The organism is Pseudomonas sp. LBUM920, assembly GCF_003852315.1.
Taxonomy (GTDB): Bacteria; Pseudomonadota; Gammaproteobacteria; order Pseudomonadales; family Pseudomonadaceae; genus Aquipseudomonas.
In genome coordinates this window covers 3374146-3390964 of record NZ_CP027762.1, presented here as the reverse complement: position 1 = coordinate 3390964, position 16819 = coordinate 3374146, and the positions used below count along the sequence as shown (strand labels likewise).

At 61.0% G+C, this 16819-nt stretch carries 18 protein-coding genes and 1 pseudogene; 5 read left to right on the top strand and 14 right to left on the bottom strand.

From position 1 onward, the window contains the following. Positions 1-116 precede the first annotated feature (116 nt). Positions 117-806 (top strand): annotated as a pseudogene (locus C4J83_RS15720) (tellurite resistance TerB family protein). Here C4J83_RS15720 and C4J83_RS15715 read toward each other — a convergent pair. The 9 genes from C4J83_RS15715 to C4J83_RS15675 all read right to left on the bottom strand — a co-directional run bounded on the left by C4J83_RS15715 (position 803) and on the right by C4J83_RS15675 (position 9605). Beyond that, positions 803-1624 (bottom strand): PA4824 family protein, encoded by an 822-nt coding sequence (locus tag C4J83_RS15715; RefSeq protein WP_124417539.1) that lies wholly within the window; start codon positions 1622-1624, stop codon positions 803-805. The pseudogene C4J83_RS15720 and the gene C4J83_RS15715 sit on opposite strands and share 4 nt — an antisense overlap. Before the next feature lie 18 nt (positions 1625-1642). Then, positions 1643-1990, bottom strand: a complete 348-nt coding sequence (locus C4J83_RS15710) for a DUF2493 domain-containing protein (RefSeq protein ID WP_106579131.1) — start codon at positions 1988-1990, stop codon at positions 1643-1645. 64 nt (positions 1991-2054) lie between these two features. Further along, a complete protein-coding gene (mgtA, locus tag C4J83_RS15705) occupies positions 2055-4769 on the bottom strand; it encodes a magnesium-translocating P-type ATPase (protein WP_124417538.1) in 2715 nt (904 codons plus the stop codon). A 235-nt stretch (positions 4770-5004) separates the two neighbouring features. Further along, a complete protein-coding gene (locus C4J83_RS15700; protein WP_124417537.1) occupies positions 5005-5313 on the bottom strand; it encodes a hypothetical protein in 309 nt (102 codons plus the stop codon). Between the two features lie 317 nt (positions 5314-5630). Then, positions 5631-6242 carry a LysE family transporter gene (locus tag C4J83_RS15695; RefSeq protein WP_124417536.1) on the bottom strand — a complete coding sequence of 204 codons (612 nt, stop codon included), beginning with the start codon at positions 6240-6242 and terminating at the stop codon, positions 5631-5633. A gap of 72 nt (positions 6243-6314) precedes the next feature. After that, on the bottom strand, positions 6315-7106 hold the full coding sequence (locus C4J83_RS15690) for a helix-turn-helix transcriptional regulator (RefSeq protein WP_124417535.1): 792 nt from the start codon (positions 7104-7106) through the stop codon (positions 6315-6317). A gap of 173 nt (positions 7107-7279) precedes the next feature. Beyond that, complete coding sequence (locus C4J83_RS15685) at positions 7280-7819, bottom strand: hypothetical protein (RefSeq protein ID WP_124417534.1); 540 nt, start codon at positions 7817-7819, stop codon at positions 7280-7282. 126 nt (positions 7820-7945) lie between these two features. Next, positions 7946-9229 (bottom strand): arsenic transporter, encoded by a 1284-nt coding sequence (locus tag C4J83_RS15680; protein ID WP_106579136.1) that lies wholly within the window; start codon positions 9227-9229, stop codon positions 7946-7948. Positions 9230-9248: 19 nt separating this feature from the next. Beyond that, positions 9249-9605, bottom strand: coding sequence for a metalloregulator ArsR/SmtB family transcription factor (locus C4J83_RS15675; protein WP_119740270.1), 357 nt, complete (start codon positions 9603-9605; stop codon positions 9249-9251). A gap of 178 nt (positions 9606-9783) precedes the next feature. On the opposite strand from C4J83_RS15675, the gene C4J83_RS15670 reads away from it, so the two are divergent. The 3 genes from C4J83_RS15670 (at position 9784) to C4J83_RS15660 (ending at position 11074) form a co-directional block, all read left to right on the top strand. Continuing rightward, positions 9784-9999 carry a hypothetical protein gene (locus C4J83_RS15670; protein WP_017138831.1) on the top strand — a complete coding sequence of 72 codons (216 nt, stop codon included), beginning with the start codon at positions 9784-9786 and terminating at the stop codon, positions 9997-9999. Between the two features lie 71 nt (positions 10000-10070). Beyond that, complete coding sequence (locus tag C4J83_RS15665; protein ID WP_106579139.1) at positions 10071-10766, top strand: AzlC family ABC transporter permease; 696 nt, start codon at positions 10071-10073, stop codon at positions 10764-10766. Continuing rightward, positions 10763-11074, top strand: a complete 312-nt coding sequence (locus C4J83_RS15660; protein ID WP_106579140.1) for an AzlD domain-containing protein — start codon at positions 10763-10765, stop codon at positions 11072-11074. The genes C4J83_RS15665 and C4J83_RS15660 overlap by 4 nt, the downstream gene beginning before the upstream one ends. 140 nt (positions 11075-11214) lie before the next feature. Here C4J83_RS15660 and C4J83_RS15655 read toward each other — a convergent pair whose 3' ends face one another. Next, the gene (locus C4J83_RS15655; protein WP_124417533.1) at positions 11215-11472 is read right to left on the bottom strand and encodes a hypothetical protein; all 258 of its coding nucleotides are present in this window, start codon (positions 11470-11472) and stop codon (positions 11215-11217) included. Positions 11473-11582: 110 nt separating this feature from the next. Here C4J83_RS15655 and C4J83_RS15650 point away from each other — a divergent pair, with 110 nt between their 5' ends. Continuing rightward, the gene (locus tag C4J83_RS15650) at positions 11583-11936 is read left to right on the top strand and encodes a lipoprotein (protein WP_106579142.1); all 354 of its coding nucleotides are present in this window, start codon (positions 11583-11585) and stop codon (positions 11934-11936) included. Positions 11937-12078: 142 nt separating this feature from the next. Here the strand turns inward: C4J83_RS15650 and C4J83_RS15645 are convergent, their stop codons facing one another. The 4 genes from C4J83_RS15645 to modC all read right to left on the bottom strand — a co-directional run bounded on the left by C4J83_RS15645 (position 12079) and on the right by modC (position 16814). Next, complete coding sequence (locus tag C4J83_RS15645; RefSeq protein ID WP_119740279.1) at positions 12079-12783, bottom strand: YoaK family protein; 705 nt, start codon at positions 12781-12783, stop codon at positions 12079-12081. A gap of 69 nt (positions 12784-12852) precedes the next feature. Further along, a complete protein-coding gene (locus C4J83_RS15640) occupies positions 12853-14487 on the bottom strand; it encodes an ABC-F family ATP-binding cassette domain-containing protein (protein WP_124417532.1) in 1635 nt (544 codons plus the stop codon). 124 nt (positions 14488-14611) lie between these two features. Continuing rightward, positions 14612-15661, bottom strand: coding sequence for a DNA topoisomerase IB (locus C4J83_RS15635; RefSeq protein WP_124417531.1), 1050 nt, complete (start codon positions 15659-15661; stop codon positions 14612-14614). 73 nt (positions 15662-15734) lie between these two features. Then, the gene (gene modC, locus C4J83_RS15630) at positions 15735-16814 is read right to left on the bottom strand and encodes a molybdenum ABC transporter ATP-binding protein (protein ID WP_119740285.1); all 1080 of its coding nucleotides are present in this window, start codon (positions 16812-16814) and stop codon (positions 15735-15737) included. Between the last annotated feature and the right edge of the window lie 5 nt (positions 16815-16819).

Here is a 16819-nt window from a genome sequence, read left to right as displayed (position 1 = left end):
CTCTCAACGGCGCAGTGGCGTCATCATAGAGCGTGCCTGCCCGGCGGTCATGGTGTTCCAGCAGCGGCGGGCTATGGTTGTTGAATGCCAACACTGCGCCCTGGGAGGGTAAGACCATGAACACCAGCGATCTATTGGAACAATTGCTGCGCGGGCAGTCAGGCAGCGCCTCCTCGGGCGGTGGCCTGGGCGGCCTGTTGGGCGGTTTGCTCAAAAACACCAGCGCCGGCAATGCCTAGGGCGGCGGTGGGTTGGGTGGATTGTTGGGTGGCCTCGGTGGGCTGCTGCGCGGCGGGCCCGCCAGCGGTACGACGCAGGCGCGTTCCGGCGGGATGAATTACGCGGCATTGGCGTCTCTCGGGATGGCCGCGTTTCAGGCGTATCAGGCCTGGCAACGACAGCAGGCGTCTGCACCCCAGCAGGCCATTCAGACGGTTGACCAGCTCGACGGCCCTGAGGCCGAGGCCCACAGCCATGCACTGTTGCGTGCATTGATTGCGGCCGCCAAGGCGGATGGCAAGATCGATGCGCAGGAGCAACAGATGATCAGCACCGAGATTGGCCGCCACACCGACGACCCGCAACTGCAGCAATGGCTTGACGCCGAAGTGGCCAAGCCGCTGAATGCTGCGGATTTTGCCGAGTATGCGCGTGACCCGGCGGTGGCTTCGGAGATCTACCTGGCCAGCGTGATGCTGGTCAATGATCAGCAGCAGGAAGAGCGTAGCTACCTGGATGAACTGGCAGGGCAGTTGCAGATCGATCCTGATCTGCAACTGCACCTGGAACAGCAGGCCAAGGCTTAGAAGCGAAGGGTGGCACCGGTCGTCAACCACTGATCGCGCGCGCCGCTCAGGCTCTGCCCGACGACGACATCCACATCCACCAACGCGCCGAGATGGAAGCGGGGCCCGGCCTGCCACGCCTGGTCGCCGCCTTCCTGGCCGTAGCGCTCACCGATCAGTGTCAAAGCATGCGCAAGCTGATATTCGAAGCCCGTGCCCCAGGTCAGGCGGTGGTGTTGTTCGCCGCCGTTGTAGGCATGTGTCCAGCCGCCATTGAGGTTCAGGCGCAGCGCTTCGACAGGTTGCCAGGTCAATGGCACATTCAGGTCCGCGCCGTCGAACGCGTGCTGGCGGTCCAAGGCAAAATGCGACGTTGCCGAAACCGCCAGCTGTAGCCCAAGGTCCTCGCGTGACCACACCTGCGCCTTCACTTGCGGGCTGACCTGCGTTTGGGCATCACCGGCCTGGCTGGCGCGCGACAGTGCGGCGCTCCATTGCACCGCGGGCAGTGCGTTGAAGGTACAGGCCGGGTTCAAGGTTTCGCTGTGGCTGTTGCCTTGGTGCCGATTGGCGGTGTACCAGGCGTCCACATTGCATTCGCCCGGAGCGTTGACCGCGCCGTCATCAACCACATAGGCACCACCGGCCGCGTGAGCTTTGGAAAGCAGCGCGATGAGCAGGACAAGGCCCAGGGTCACGCCGATAAACGTCAGGTTACGTTGCAGTGCACGCCGCTTGGCCGGCGGCAGCAGCAACAGGGTATGGCGAGCGCCGCGATAGTGACGTGCGCGATATTTGGCAAACCCGTCTTGGCGATGAGGGGTGTGTTTTTTGTGCATGATGCACCTCGCTTGAATTCAGCTTTCTACGGTCAGCACCGAAATGCCGCTGGCTTTGGCCTGGCAGACCAGCTCCGAGGTGTCGTCACCACCCGGCAGGGCGATGACCACGTCGGGGCGGCTGTCGGTCAGCATGAAATGGTTGCGTTGGCGTTCCGCCTGCTTGCCATGGCGTTGCCAATTGGGCGGGTATCGCACCACGTCGATGCCGATTTCCCGCGCCCATTCCTCAACGTCACTGCCCAGAAATTGGTTGCCGCCGTGAATCAATACCTGCACCGGGCGCAGGCGGTGGTAAGCGTCCAGCACTTGGCGGGACTTTTTGGTGTCGGCGTAATGACGACCTGCACAGATCAAGACGCGCATGGTGAGAATCCTTGTGTTGCACGGTGGCCGCCGGGCGACGGCCACCGTTTTCAGAGGCGGGGGATCAGTACCACTGCTTGAAGCGGCGGATGTAGATCGTTTTCATCAGTTGAGCCACGCAGCAGTAGGCCAACAGCGTGCCGACCAGCCATGGGAAGTACGCCAGCGGCAGCGGCTGCAGGCCGACCAGTGTGCCCAGCGGCGAGAACGGCACGTAGATCCCCAAGCCGATGACGATGGCGGTCATCATCAACACCGGCCAGGCGGCCGTGCTCTGGAAGAACGGGATCTTGCGAGTCCGCAACATGTGCACGACCAGGGTTTGCGAGAGCAGCCCCTCGATAAACCAGCCGGACTGGAACAGGGTCTGCATTTCCACACTGTTGGCGCTGAACACGTACCACATCAGCGCAAAGGTGGTGATGTCGAAGATCGACGAGGTTGGCCCGATCCAGATCATGAAGCGGCCGATGTTTTTCGCATCCCACTTGCGCGGTTTGGCCAGGTATTCCTTGTCCATCTTGTCCCACGGCAGGGCCAGCTGGGAGATGTCGTACATCAGGTTTTGCAGCAGCAGGTGGATCGCCAGCATCGGCATGAACGGAATGAACGCACTGGCTACCAGCACCGAGAACACGTTGCCGAAGTTGGAACTGGCGGTCATGTTCAGGTACTTCATGATGTTGCCGAAGGTTTCGCGGCCCTTGAGCACGCCTTCTTCCAGCACCATCAGGCTCTTTTCCAGCAGGATGATGTCGGCCGATTCCTTGGCGATGTCGGTGCCGCTGTCCACCGAGATGCCCACGTCGGCGTCGCGCAGCGCTGGTGCATCGTTGATGCCGTCGCCGAGGAAGCCCACAGTGTGGCCGTTGGCTTGCAGCGCTTTGAGCACCCGGGATTTCTGCAGCGGCGTCAGCTTGGCAAACACGGTGCGTTCTTCCACGCGGCGCAGCAGCGTCGCGTCGTCCATCGCTTCAATTTCCACGCCCAGCAGTGGTTGACCAGGTTCCAGGCCGACCTGGCGGCAGATCTTGCTGGTGACCACCGCGTTGTCGCCGGTCAGCACCTTTACCGCCACGCCAATTTGCTGCAGCGCCGCAATCGCCGGGCCCGCAGTTTCCTTCGGTGGATCCAGGAAAGTCAGGAAGCCCTGGATCACCAGGTTGCGCTCATCAATCGTGGTGTACTGCTGGCGAGCCAGCGATTTAGGGATGTTGCGGGTGGCGACCACCAGTACACGAAAGCCATCCTCGTTGTAGTCATTGGCCAGTGCCAGCAGCTCGTCACGGCGACGATCATCCAGCGGCACTGCAGCGCCATCTTCCATGACGTGGGTGGAAATGCTCAGCATCTCTTCCACCGCGCCTTTGCACACCAGCAACTGGTCGCCGGCAGCGTCCTTGACCACGATCGACAGGCGACGGCGCACGAAGTCGAACGGCAATTCATCGACCTTGCTGTAGGCAAATGGCCGCTGGAACTTGGGATTGTGTTCCGAGAATTGCACCACGGCCTGGTCCATCAGGTTCTTCATGCCGCTCTGGTGGTAGCTGTTGAGCCAGGCCAGGGACAGCACCGCGTCATCACGTTGACCGAAGGCGTTGACGTGGTGTTCGAGGATGATCTTGTCCTGGGTCAGGGTGCCGGTCTTGTCGGTGCACAGCACATCCATCGAGCCGAAGTTCTGGATCGCATTCAGGCGCTTGACCACCACTTTGCGCTTGGCCATGGCGGTCGCCCCCTTGGCCAGGTTGGCGCTGACGATCATCGGCAGCATTTCCGGGGTCAGGCCCACGGCTACCGCCAGAGCAAACAGGAACGCGTCGCCCCAGTCGCCTTTGGAGAAGCCATTAAGCAGGAACACGATCGGCACCATCACCAGCATGAAGCGAATCAACAGCCAGCTGACGCTGTTGACCCCACGGTCGAACGCGGTTTGCACCCGCGAGCCGACAATCGCCTTGGCCAGCGAGCCAAAATAAGTGCGCGGCCCGGTGGCAACCACCACGGCCTTGGCGCGTCCGCTGACCACGTTGGTGCCCATGAAGCAGATGTTGGGCAGGTCCAGCAGGTTGCCCTGGTCGGCCGCCAGCGAAGAGGCGGATTTTTGCGTGACGTCACCGAGCGTGTCGTACTTTTCGACCGGCAAGGCTTCACCGGTCAGCACGGCCTGGCTGATAAACAGATCGCGGGATTCGATCAGGCGCACATCGGCAGGGATCATGTCGCCGGCCGACAGTTGCACGATATCGCCGGCGACCAGGTCGCGCATCGGCACTTCGCGCAGCGTCGGCTGGGCGCCGACTTGCTCACGCCGCAGCACAGTGGCAGTGGTGCGCACCATGGCCTTGAGTGCTTCGGCGGATTTGGCCGAGCGGTGTTCCTGCCAGAAGCGCAGCAGGCTGCTGAGCAGCACCATGGTCATGATGATGATGACTTTGGTCAGGTCGACTTCTTCACCCGCCTGTAACGGCAGCCAATAGTCGGTGACAAAGCTGATGCCCGCCAGGGTCAGCAACACGTAGATGAAGGGATTGTTCAGCGCCTGCAGGAACTGGACGATGGCGTGAGGCGGCTTGTCGTGGGCCACTTCGTTGTAGCCTTCGCGTTGCAGACGCGCCGAGGCGTCCAGTTCGGTCAGGCCATCCTGGGTGGCGCGCACATTGGCGAGGGTGGCCTGCAGGCCGTTCTGGGCTTCGCGGGCGGCGCGCATTGACAGTTTGGTGTCGGTGTCGGTGCCATTTTTCTTGTGCAGAGGCGTGTTTTTTACGGCGCTCATTGTCTGTACTCCTGTCGCCAATTCTCGACAAAACATACCCGGTACTTACCTGAAGACAGGCGAGCGAAAGCATGCCGAGCCGCAAACTTCGCGATCGGTTTAAATAAGGTGTTCACATAACTTCTACAGCGCCCGCCAAACGCGCGTTAGTTAACTAACGCGCAGCGGGCTACTACTGGACGTGTTCATAAAGAACTCCAGAACATTAATTAGAAAGTTGCTGTTTCCAGCCGGGTTAAGCGCTGCGAGTGCTCAGGTAAAGTCCGAACATCAGGCGCGCTTGAGCCAGCATGGAAACCTGGGGTCTCTGCGGGTCTTGAGGGTCGGCATGGTCCCAATGCTGCAGCAGTTGGCCGCTGGCAGGGCACAGGTGCCAGTGCGCCAACACAGGGGCCGGACGCGCCTGGTCTTTGCTGGCTTGAGGGGAGGGTGCAGCAAACGTGGCCCGGGTAGGCGAAAAGCCTACGGGCTCGCGGCACAGCTTGGCGCGCAGGGCGGCGGCCAGCGTACGTACATCGGGCAAAGCAATGAGTTGGAAGGTCATAACACACCTCGGGACCGGACGGGCGACCGGTGAGGCAGTTACGGTGGAGCATCAAGCTCTAGCGCAGCTTACCGGACCTGGAAGGCGAGTCCTGTCATATTCTGGGTTTGGCGCCCGATGCCCGCTAAAGCGGTGCTCGGACAGCGACTAGATACTGTGTCCATTGGCTTCTTTTGTGAGGTTTAAAAAAGGCCCCAGTTGCGGGCACGGGCAATCTACTCAGACGGTTACAAAATGTCAACGCATGATTAATTAAATGAGCCCGTGTTCAGAGTTTATTCAGACAAGGGGCACGGTTAGTTGTGGGCTATATAACTTCATACACCCCGTGCAGCCAGAACCGCCAGATAGATCAACACTAAACCACACGCGCCGTAACTGACGCGCTGCCACAGCGGCGAGGCATTTTTGCGTAACAGATGGACCAGCGCCGCAATCAGAAAACACGACAGCACTGACGCCAGCATGAAACCTGCAAAAAACATCAGGGTTTGCCCAGCGCTGGGCGTAGCGCCGACGATCCCGGACAAGGCGCTGCCCAACGCGCCCCAGTACACAATGTTCTTCGGGTTAGCCAGGGACATGGCCGCGCCAACCGCCAGTGCGTTCCGACCGGAGTGGGCCGGCCCGCTGTCTGCTGCGGGCAGGTGCCAGGCGTCGATCAGACTGCGCACGCCGAGCCATGCCAGGTACACCGCGCACACTATCGTCAGCGGAACGCGCACGGCTTCGTGTTCAATCAGCAGGGCGATGCCGGTGAGGCCGATCACCGCCCAGGCGGCGTCGCCCACTAGCGAACCGATTTGCACCAGCAAGGCAGAGGTGAACCCATGGAGCAAGCCACGGCGCAGGGTTTCTGCCAGCACCGCGCCGGGCGAGAGGCAAAACACAAAACCGAATACCAGCGCGTAAAAAAAGATCGTCACCATGCCCGCTTTCCTTCAACAGAGGCGCGCAGTGTGCGGCTGTATGGCCCAGGCGTCTTGAACCAGATTGCGCTTTCAGCGTTTCAACAGGCTTTGATAGCGGCCTGGGGTGATGCCATAGGCGGCGCGAAAGTGCCGGTTGAGATGGCTTTGGTCAGCAAACCCCAGCTCATGGGCGACGTCGCTGGCCGAGGCGCCGCGGCGCAAGAGTCCCTTGGCACGACAGGTACGCAATTGCATCGCCCACTGCCTGGGGCTCAGCCCGGTTTCTTTCTGGAAGGTGCGCAACAGGTGGAATTTGGACAGGCCCAGCTCATCGCCCAACTGGTCCAGCGGCAGCGCTTGGCTCAGTTGCTCGGCGAGCAGCTCCTGGGCCCGGTGGATCATGCCTTTGCCGCCCGTGGCAGCGCCGGGCAGGCGCACACCGCTGGCACCCACCACTTCACCCAGCAGCAGAACCAAGGCGTCTTCGTTAATCTCGCGGAGCAATGGGTCGTCGTTCAAGGCACCTTTGACCGCCGCAGCCAGACGCTGTGCCAAGTCTGGCTGGAAGCACAGCGAGCGATCAAACTCCAACTGGGCCAGCCCCAGGTCAGCCGCCAACGCGTCGGCCGCGACGTACAGGCTGACAAAATGCCAGGGCGCACCATCAGCTGCGCCGCCACCTTGAATCTGCCCAGGGTTGTACAGCGTAATGCTGCCGGGCCCGGCCTGGAACTCGCGGCGGTCGAGCCAAACGCTTTCCTCGCCGACCAGGTTCACGCCGATCACGCATTCATCATGGCTATGGCGGGCAAAGGTCAGGCCGGTGCAGCGTGTATGGGTGACTTCGTAGTTGCCCAGCCAGGCGTGTTGCATGGCGCTCATCGGGTCGGCTCGATAGAAAATCAGCCGTGAGCATACGCTGACAAAGGTGTTCAGATCGACCATTGGCTGCGACGCGCGCCTAAGATGCGCACTGTGAGCCGGTCGCTATTTGGGGGCTGAGCTCACTGGCCAGGATGACGGTTCAGTAAGCTCTGCACCTTCCAAAAACAGGTTCAGGGTTTTAAATACTTCATTGACGCAAACGTGGAAGCGAGCTTTTTATAAATACGCTCGTCATCACTGTCGATATCGCCATCCCCGTCGGCATCCAGTGCACCCTTGATGGTGCGGTAACTGCCCAGGTAGTCAGGGTTGCTGGCGACGACAATGACGTCGGGACGGTTAAGGTCGCGATTGCCTTTTCGGTAATGCAGGATGCTGACATCGGTTGCCGGGCTGTCGCTGAAGCCCATCAAAATACGGTCATAGAGCCTCTTGCTCTCATCCCTAGGGCTCAAGGTGGCCATGGCAGTGATGAGGTTCGCGGCAGCCAGGTAGTAGGAGGCATCTTCCTCGTCATGGTCGCCATCCCCATCTGCGTCATTGGTGGGGGACGAGGCGTCGTACGTCCAATTGTCGTTCGTTGAATACAGGGTGATGCGGCTATTGGGGTTGCTTAAATCACTGTTGCCTTCGTCAAAGCGAGACATCACCACTTCAGGATTGCCTGCGCCGTCGGTGTCTCTGAATTCGTAGAGCTGTTTATGTTTCATGTCGGTGTCCCTTTTATTCAGTGCGAAGTCCCTCTGGCAATTGAATTTAGGCACCTGTCCTTTAAGCGTCTACTGTGAGAGTTGACAGGTGTTTACTCATCCAGTGACGGTTCACGGCGCAAGTCTTCAGAGACTCAGGCGCAAGGCGAGCGCCGCCAGAGTGATCAACAGCACCGGCAAGGTCAGCACAATTCCGACCTTGAAGTAGTAGCCCCACGTGATGGTGATGCCTTTGCGCGCAAGAATATGCAGCCACAACAACGTGGCCAGGCTGCCGATCGGAGTGATTTTCGGGCCCAGGTCGCTGCCGATCACGTTGGCATAAACCATCGCGTCCTTGACCACGCCCACGGCATGGCTGGATTCGATGGACAGCGCGCCGATCAACACCGTCGGCAGGTTGTTCATCGCCGACGAGAGCAATGCCGTCAGCACCCCGGTGCCCATCGCCGCGCCCCATACGCCATACGTGGCGAAGGTGTCGAGCCAGGTTGCCAGGTAGGTGGTCAAACCCGCGTTACGCAAGCCGTAGACCACCAGGTACATGCCCAGGGAAAACACCACGATCTGCCACGGGGCTTCTTTCAGCACTTTGCGCGTAGAAATTTTGTGGCCTTTGGCGGCGATCACCAGCAGTAACACGGCGCACACGGCGGAGATCGCACTGATCGGAATGCCCAGCGGCTCCAGGGCAAAACAGCCGACCAACAAAATACCGAGTACCCACCACCCGGCACGAAAGGTCGCACGGTCGTGGACGGCGCTGGCCGGGTCGTCAAGGTCGGCGGGGTCGTAGGCCTGCGGAATATCGCGGCGAAAAAACCACAGCAACACCGCCAGTGTCGCTGCAACGCTGACGAAGTTGACCGGCACCATGACCGCTGCGTATTCGTTGAAGCCGATCTTGAAATAATCTGCAGAAACGATGTTCACCAGGTTCGACACCACCAACGGCAAGCTCGCCGTGTCTGCGATAAACCCGGCGCCCATCACGAAGGCCAGGGTGGCCGCCGGGGAAAAGCGCAACGCCAGCAGCATCGACATCACGATCGGTGTGAGGATCAACGCCGCGCCGTCGTTGGCAAACAATGCCGACACCAGGGCGCCGAGCAGCACCATATAGGCGAACAGGCGCCGACCACGCCCACGGCCCCAGCGCGCAACATGCAGCGCGGTCCAGGCAAAGAACCCGGCCTCATCGAGCAGCAGGCTGATGATAATCAGCGCGACAAAAGTGCCGGTGGCGTTCCAGATGATGTGCCACACCACCGGGATGTCAGCCAGGCTGATGACCCCGCACGCCAGGGCCAGAATCGCGCCCATGGTTGCGCTCCAGCCGACTCCAAGGCCCTTGGGCTGCCAGATGACCAGAACGATGGTGAAGATAAAGATCGCAATTGCGACAAGCATGAATAAACGCTCCGATGGCTCAGCAGCAGGTGCTGGCCCGTTGTGGTCTGTCGCCCATTGCATCAAGACGCTGCGCGTCGTTTTGCAACCATGGCTGGTTAGCTTGCAAGGTAATGTCCAGCACTTGGGTCACCCACTCGGGCAGTGCCGGGTTGATGCGGTAGTAGATCCATTGACCCTGGCGACGGTCCAGCAACAGCCCGCCACTGCGCAGTTGCGCCAGGTGGCGGGAGATTTTCGGTTGACTGTCGCCAAGAGCATGGATCAGTTCGCACACGCAAAGTTCGCCCTCGCGCAGGATCAATAACGTCAACCGTACGCGGGTGGCATCGGCCAGGCATTTGAACAGCTCGGGCGCGGAGAGGGGAGCGGACATGATCGAGGTCTTCGTATGGATGGCCGGGTGAATATATGGATAGCCATATATGTAGGTCAAATCCTGAATTCCGTTGACGTGGATCAAATGCCCGACAATCCGCCACAAGTGTCTGAAATTAAAATGAAACACGAATGTCCTAAAGTGCCTGCCCATTGCTGATGAAGGAAGAACTCGCGTGACCCGTGCCACTCGCAACCTGCGCAAAACCCTCGATTCTGTCGCGGACAATAATGAAACTGCGGCGTTTGACCTGATGCGCGCCGTCGAAAAACTCGGCGATGAAGTGCTGCGCCAACGCCTGCTCAATACCATTCACCGGCTCAACCAGGATGCCCATGAGTTGCGCGAAGCGCGTGATTCGGTGGAGCAGGTCTCGGTCAAACTCGCCTGAGCACGATCGTTCAAGACAAGCCCCGTATCACGCTGGCATGCTTGTCGACTGTCTGTCGATGAGCCGTCTCCATGCCTACAGCCTTACCTCATTACGCCTTCGGTCGCGGCGCCCTTGCCGTTATTCCACTGTCTCTGGCCTGTGCCCCCTGGGGATTGTTGGCCGGCTCCATGGCGATTGATGCGCAATTTACTCCGCTGCAAGCTCAGGGTTTGTCCGCCATTGTGTTCGCCGGTGCCGCGCAGTTGGTGGCGATCGGCATGGTCAAGAGCGGTGCCAGCCTGATCTCGATTGTGCTGACCACCTTGCTGCTCACATCCCAGCATTTGCTTTACGGCATGCACATGCGCCCGACGCTCTCGTCGCTCAATGTACGGTGGCGCATGAGCCTGGGCTTTTTGCTGACTGACGAGTTTTTCGCGCTGGTCAACCACTATGACCGTCAGACCTTCAATCGCTGGTATGCGCTGGGCGTCGGCCTGACGTTCTACATCATCTGGAACCTCTTCACCCTGGCGGGCATCGTGCTTGGCAAAAGCATTCCGGGGCTTGATCAGCTGGGGCTGGAGTTTTCCATCGCTGCGACTTTTATCGCCTTGATCACGCCGGTGGTGCGCGATGTGCCCACGGTGGTCTGCGTGGCGGTCTCGCTGCTGTGTTCGGTATGGCTGAGTTACTTGCACTGGGAGTCGGCGGTGGTGGTATCGGGCGTGCTGGGGATGGGCGCAGGGTTTGCCTGCAAGCGGCTGGGAGTAGGGCAGCGATGATCTACATCATGATTGTGGCCATGGGCCTGGTGGTATTTCTCAACCGCTACTTGTTTATCGAGCCGCGCCTGCCGGTGCGCCTCAATCGCGGCGCGCGCGAGTTTCTCGGGTTTGCGGTGCCGGGAATGCTGACGGCGATTTGCGGGCCGATCATTTTTCTCGCCGAGCATAAGCTCAACCTGAGTCCGGCCAACCCTTACTTGCTGGCGGGGATCTGTGCGGTGGCGTTGATGTTCTGGACGCGTAGCGTGTTGATCACGGTGCTGTTGAGCATGGGGCTGTTTTATGTGTTTCGTTGGTGGCTCTGATGCGCAGGTGAGTTGCTGGAGGTCACCCACCGACACCCAGGCAAAAAAAAGCCCGCGGGAGGGCGGGCAGAAGGGAGACTTCTTAAAAATGAGCCTGCCAACTATAGGCAGCGCGAGCGCCCTTCACAGTGAAACTAAATTCATTCGGCCGCAGGTTTTGGTGGCTTCTCGGCCTTGGCCTCCGCCGCCAGGCATTCCAGGGCGAACTGCTCGGTATAGGTCATCTGGATCGGCGTGCTTTCACCTTTTACCGTGCGTTCGCCATCAAGGATGTAGCGGATGCGCTTGTCGGTGACGCCGATGCGCTTGGCGATCCACGTCGGCGTCTGGCTGATGCGGCTGATCAACTTGTCGGCGTACTCGGTGGACGGGTTATAGCGTTCGGCGTTGGGCGTCATCGGGGTTCCAGGGGCAAGCGGGGGCATAAGTAGGCGACAGCGTGACGTAATAATCCTTGAGTGTCGCCTGCTAATGGTAGAGTCGCGTTTTTTTCCAAGGAGGCGATGGCATGCGAAAGCTGGTAATTGGCGCATTGGCACTGGCAGTACTGTCCGGTTGCGCGGGCTCGAAAATGAACGACGCGCGCACCGGCGTGCCGTACAAAACGCTGGCCTCGGACAAGACGCCGTTGGTGGTCGCCCAATGCATTCAGTTCGGCTGGCAGGACGAGGCGGTATTTGGCGTTGACGCCGGAGGCTTCAAGGAGCCGATCGAAGCAGGCGGTTTTACCGTGTACACCACCGGCGGCGATTATTTTGTCGACGTGCGCAGTGCCGGCGCCGGTTCCAGCGTCAATTACTTTGCCGTTGCCGACACGATGCCTGCCAAGCGTCGCCTGGCCGCGCTCGCGACCTGCCTGTAATCCTTTGCCTAAGTGATATTCGGAAAAGCCTGGCGGGACAGCCGACGGACATTGGCTTATCATTCCCCCGCTCGCTCGACGTGATGGCTCTTTACCAGTACACGGACGTCGAGGCCGCAACGTCGAGCGGGCCTCGTTTCTCCTAGCGTGGCATGTAGCCCAAGTGCCAGCGCCGCGGAATCTTCAGCGACACGACGCCCAGCAACGCGGCGAGCGCGCCACTGACCAGCAGCGCCTTCAGGCCGAGCTGGTGCTCCAGCACCGCGCCGATCACCGCGCCCACGAACATGCCGGCCCACGGAATCAGTTGCACCCTCCAGCCATTGCGCCGTTCTCCCAGCATCCAGCGGCCCAGCCCGCGGCCGAAGCGCGAGAGGGCGCCCGTCACATAAGTCAGGCCCACCGGCAAACCGTTTACCTCTTCCACAGCAGCATTGAGCATACCCATCGCCACAATCGCTGCCAGCAGCGCAGGCAAGGTGTCGTCGAAGGGCCACACCGCGCCGCCGCACAGCAAAGCCGCAATGCACAGCAGCAAGGGCAGCGCGTGCCGACGGCTGAGGCGGCTGATCACCACACCCAGGGCGTTGCCGACGACAAATGTTGCGACCAGCAGCAACAACCGTCCGGTGAGGCCCAGGTCGCCTGCGCTGATTGCCACGGCCAGGCGCGTGGTGTTACCGCTCATGAACGAAACAAAATCGCCGCTGGCCATAAAGCCTATCGCATCGGTCATGCCGGCCAGCACGGATAGGCTGGCCACCAGCATCAAGCCGACGCGCCCACGCCAGCGTTGGCGGTGGGCGAGTGCGGCGTTGGCGTAGGGTTTGCGCGATGAAGGCAGCATGGCCCCATGTTCCTCGGTGAGATTATTCGGCCACCACCGTAGGACGCTTTGGTTGCGCGCGCAATGACCTCAGACACACTCCAGTCGCCAGCCCTGACGCTGCCAGGTCAAAAGGTGCGTCGGCCCGAGGGCTTGCACGAACGTCTCGTCATGGGACACCACCACCATCGCCCCAGTAAAACCTTGCAACGCCTGCTCAAAGGCCAGCACGGATTCAAGGTCCAGATGGTTGGTCGGCTCGTCCAGCAACAGCAGTTGCGCCGGCACCTCGCGCCACAAGGCAATCGCCATCGCGGCCTTTAAGCGCTCGCCGCCGCTCAAGTGGCGGGTGGGTTGAGTCACCCGCAAGGCATCCAGTTGCAGCAACGCCAAACGCGTGCGCAGCTCGGCTTCGGCCAGAGGGGTGTCGAGCAGGTTGAGCTGTTCGACGATACTACGGTTGCCATCCAGCAGTGCCAGGTGCTGGTCGATATAGGCACTGGCCACATGCACGGTGCATTCGCCACTGACCACCGGCCATTGGCCCGCAAGCGCCTTGAGCAACGTGGATTTGCCGCACCCGTTCGGCCCGCGCACGGCCATGCGCACCGGGCCCGCCAGGTTGAGCGTGACGTAGCTGCAGGCATGGTGCGGATCAAGCCATGGCAGTTGAGCGTTTTCCACGCTTAGAACCTGGCGGCCATTGGGCAATACTGAACCGGGCAGCGCCAGCAGCGTGGGCGATTGATCCTCCACACGCTCATGGGCTTGGCGTACCTGCGCATCGAGCGCGTGTTTATACGCGTGATGCGCGCTGCGCACGCTGCTGACGATCTCCTTGGCGGCGCCCTTCCAGCGGGCTTTGGTGAACCCGGTGACATTCGCGGTTTCTGCGTGCTTACGTGCGCGGGCGGCGTTGCGCTGCAGGTTGTCATGATCTTTCTGCAGACGTTTGCGTTCGCGGCTGCGCGCCAGGCGGGCGTGTTCCAGGGCGGCCACGGCCGCATGCTGTTCGCTGTCGCGTTGCAAGCGATAGGCATCGTAGTTGCCGCCATACACCTGCGCGCCAAGCGGCGACAGCTCGATGATGCGCGCCATTGCATTGAGCAGTTGCCGGTCATGGCTGACCACCACCAGGCCGCCGGGCCAGGCTGCCAGCGTGCGCAGCAGCCAGTCACGGCCGGCGCTGTCGAGGTGGTTGGTTGGCTCATCGAGAATCAACAACTGCGGCGCGGCCAGCAGCGCACCGATCACCGCAACCCTGGCCAGTTGGCCGCCACTGAGTTGATCGGCTGGCGTGGCAGCGTCGAGTCGATGCAACCCGGCTGCACCCAGCGCGGTGCGCAGGCGTTCGGCAAGGTCCCACCGATCATCGACCAGCGCCAGATCATCCGCGCGGGCCTCACCGTGGGCCAGTCGCTCAAGGGCGGCCAACACCTGCGCGGTGCCGGTGACATCGGCGACGGTTTCGCCCGGTTGAACCGCCAGCGCCTGCGGCACATATGCCACGCTGGCCGAGCTTTTCAACGTGCCGGCAGTGGGCGTCAGCAAACCGGCGAGCAGCTTGGCGAGCAGGCTTTTGCCCCGGCCATTACGCCCGACAATCCCGGTGGGGGTGTGATCGATCGACAGGTTGAGGTCGTTCAGCAGGGTTTCGCCATCGGCGAACTGCAAGGACACGTGTTGCAATGAAACGAGTACGGGCGGCCGTTTGACGTCAGTCATCAGCACCTCCAAAAAAATGTCGGACAGGCCAACAAGCGCGCCAGGCGGCTCGTTGCAGATACATTTTGGAAGGCTTAGTTGTTCACGTCGGCGTGCATCCCGTGATTCAGAGGAGGCGCAAAGGCTAACCCACCTTGGCGTTTTTCGGCAAGTCCGCGGCCAATTGCTCGAGGAACATTGCCAGCGCAACTTCTTCGGCTTTCAAGCCTTTGCGCACCCGGGGCTTGGGCAGCTTGGACAATTCGCCCAGGCTGAAATGCTCCAGCACAGCAGGGTGGATATAGCACTTGCGGCACACCGCCGGGGTATTGCCCAGTTGCTTGGCGACGTCCTTGACCATGGCGACCACATGCCGCTTGGCATCCGATTCCGGTTGCCACTCCAGTTCGCGCAATACCGCCAGGGCCAGGGCGGTGCCTGCCCAGGTGCGGTAATCCTTGGCAGTGAAGTCGGCACCGGTGAGGCTGTGCAGGTAAGCGTTGACGTCATGGGAGCTGACGGTATGCCGCTCACCGTCTTCATCCAGGTACTGAAACAGATTTTGCCCTGGCAATTCCAGGCAACGCTTGACCACCGTGGCCAGGCGCCGGTCCTTGACGCTGACCTGATGCTCGACGCCGCTCTTGCCGCGAAACTGGAACAGTATCTCGCTGCCCTTGATGTCGACATGACGGGTGCGCAGCGTGGTCAGGCCGTAGGATTTATTGTCCCGCGCGTATTGAGTGTTGCCCACGCGAATCAGCGTGGCATCGAGCAGCATCACCACGGTGGCCAGGACTTTTTCGCGGGTGAAACCGGGCGCGGCAATTTGTGCTTCCAGTTGCGCGCGCAGTTTCGGCAATGCATTGCCGAACTGTTGCAGGCGCGAATACTTGTCGGTGTCGCGCACCTCACGCCAGCGCGGGTGGTAGCGGTATTGCTTGCGGCCACGGGCATCGCGGCCGGTGGCTTGCAAGTGGCCGCGCGGGTCGGCGCAGATCCACACGTCGGTGTAGGCGGGTGGCACAGCCAATGAGTTCAGGCGTTTGATTTCGTCGGCATCGGTGATGCGCTCACCGTTGGCGTCGAAATACTGAAACTTGCCGCGCAGCTTCTTGCGGCGGATACCCGGTTGGGTGTCGTCAACGTAATGCAGATCGCGGGGCAGGTCGGCAAGCAACGCGGAGTCGGGCATGGTGCAAATTCCTTGGCAGTAATCAGGCCGGTATGTCTGATTGACCGCAGGGTTTTGCGCTCGTGCCAAATTCTTAAGCCAGCACCGCCACCGCCTTGATTTGCGCCCACAGCGCCTGGCCGGGATGCAGCTGCAACTGGTCGCGGGAAAACCGCGTGATGCGCGCCAGCAACGGCGTGCCGCCGGCGTCGAGGCGCACCAGCACATGGGCGTTGTTGTCGGCAGAGATCTCCCCGGTCACCGTCACCGGCAAGCGATTGAGGATGCTGCTGGGTTCCTGCGCCTGCAGGCTGAGGCTGACATCCCGTGCCTGTACCTTGATGCGCAACTGTTTGCCCAGTGCCAACGGCGCATGGGCAACGCGCATCGATAACGCACTGTCGGGCAATTGCAGCGTCAGCAGTTGGTAGTGCGTGTCGTAGGCACTGACGCTGCCATTGATCACTACCCCGGCATCGTCACCCAGGGCCATGGGCAAATCGAGCCGCGCCAGGGTTTCACCGATGGGGCCGCTGGCCAGCACCTGGCCGTCACTGAGTAACACGATGTGATCGGCCAGCCGCGCCACTTCGTCCTGGGCATGGCTGACGTACAGCACGGGGATATCGAGCTCATCGTGCAGGCGTTCGAGGTACGGCAAAATTTCACTTTTGCGTTTGCTGTCCAGCGCCGCCAAGGGTTCATCCATCAACAGTAATTGGGGACTGGTGAGCAGCGCGCGGGCGATGCCGATGCGTTGGCGTTCACCCCCGGACAAATGCTGCGGGTGGCGGTCGAGCAAATGAGCAATGCCCAGCAGTTCGGTGGCGTGAGCCATGTCCACGCGCCGCTGCTGACGAGCAATACGCTTGAAGCCGAATTCCAGGTTGGCCCGCACCGACAGATGTGGAAACAGGCTCGCCTCCTGGAACACATAACCCAAGGCACGTTTGTGCGGTGGCACAAACAGCCCGTTGCGGCTGTCTTGCCAGACTTGATCGTTGATCTGCACAAAGCCGTCTTCGGCACGCTCCAGCCCGGCGATACAGCGCAGGCAGGTGGTCTTGCCCGAGCCGGAATGCCCGTACAACGCGGTGACGCCACGGCCGGGCAATTTCAAATCCACTTCAAGCGCAAAGCCTGGGTAGTTCAGTTTCAGGCGTACCTCAATCATCGCGA

What these genes read in the sequence shown, in the direction of transcription:
- C4J83_RS15715 (WP_124417539.1), bottom strand. Translation starts at nt 1,624, where the DNA reads ATGCACAAAAAACACACCCCTCATCGCCAAGACGGGTTTGCCAAATAT.
- C4J83_RS15710 (WP_106579131.1), bottom strand. Translation starts at nt 1,990, where the DNA reads ATGCGCGTCTTGATCTGTGCAGGTCGTCATTACGCCGACACCAAAAAG.
- mgtA (WP_124417538.1), bottom strand. Translation starts at nt 4,769, where the DNA reads ATGAGCGCCGTAAAAAACACGCCTCTGCACAAGAAAAATGGCACCGAC.
- C4J83_RS15700 (WP_124417537.1), bottom strand. Translation starts at nt 5,313, where the DNA reads ATGACCTTCCAACTCATTGCTTTGCCCGATGTACGTACGCTGGCCGCC.
- C4J83_RS15695 (WP_124417536.1), bottom strand. Translation starts at nt 6,242, where the DNA reads ATGGTGACGATCTTTTTTTACGCGCTGGTATTCGGTTTTGTGTTTTGC.
- C4J83_RS15690 (WP_124417535.1), bottom strand. Translation starts at nt 7,106, where the DNA reads ATGAGCGCCATGCAACACGCCTGGCTGGGCAACTACGAAGTCACCCAT.
- C4J83_RS15685 (WP_124417534.1), bottom strand. Translation starts at nt 7,819, where the DNA reads ATGAAACATAAACAGCTCTACGAATTCAGAGACACCGACGGCGCAGGC.
- C4J83_RS15680 (WP_106579136.1), bottom strand. Translation starts at nt 9,229, where the DNA reads ATGCTTGTCGCAATTGCGATCTTTATCTTCACCATCGTTCTGGTCATC.
- C4J83_RS15675 (WP_119740270.1), bottom strand. Translation starts at nt 9,605, where the DNA reads ATGTCCGCTCCCCTCTCCGCGCCCGAGCTGTTCAAATGCCTGGCCGAT.
- C4J83_RS15665 (WP_106579139.1), top strand. Translation starts at nt 10,071, where the DNA reads ATGCCTACAGCCTTACCTCATTACGCCTTCGGTCGCGGCGCCCTTGCC.
- C4J83_RS15660 (WP_106579140.1), top strand. Translation starts at nt 10,763, where the DNA reads ATGATCTACATCATGATTGTGGCCATGGGCCTGGTGGTATTTCTCAAC.
- C4J83_RS15655 (WP_124417533.1), bottom strand. Translation starts at nt 11,472, where the DNA reads ATGACGCCCAACGCCGAACGCTATAACCCGTCCACCGAGTACGCCGAC.
- C4J83_RS15650 (WP_106579142.1), top strand. Translation starts at nt 11,583, where the DNA reads ATGCGAAAGCTGGTAATTGGCGCATTGGCACTGGCAGTACTGTCCGGT.
- C4J83_RS15645 (WP_119740279.1), bottom strand. Translation starts at nt 12,783, where the DNA reads ATGCTGCCTTCATCGCGCAAACCCTACGCCAACGCCGCACTCGCCCAC.
- C4J83_RS15640 (WP_124417532.1), bottom strand. Translation starts at nt 14,487, where the DNA reads ATGACTGACGTCAAACGGCCGCCCGTACTCGTTTCATTGCAACACGTG.
- C4J83_RS15635 (WP_124417531.1), bottom strand. Translation starts at nt 15,661, where the DNA reads ATGCCCGACTCCGCGTTGCTTGCCGACCTGCCCCGCGATCTGCATTAC.
- modC (WP_119740285.1), bottom strand. Translation starts at nt 16,814, where the DNA reads ATGATTGAGGTACGCCTGAAACTGAACTACCCAGGCTTTGCGCTTGAA.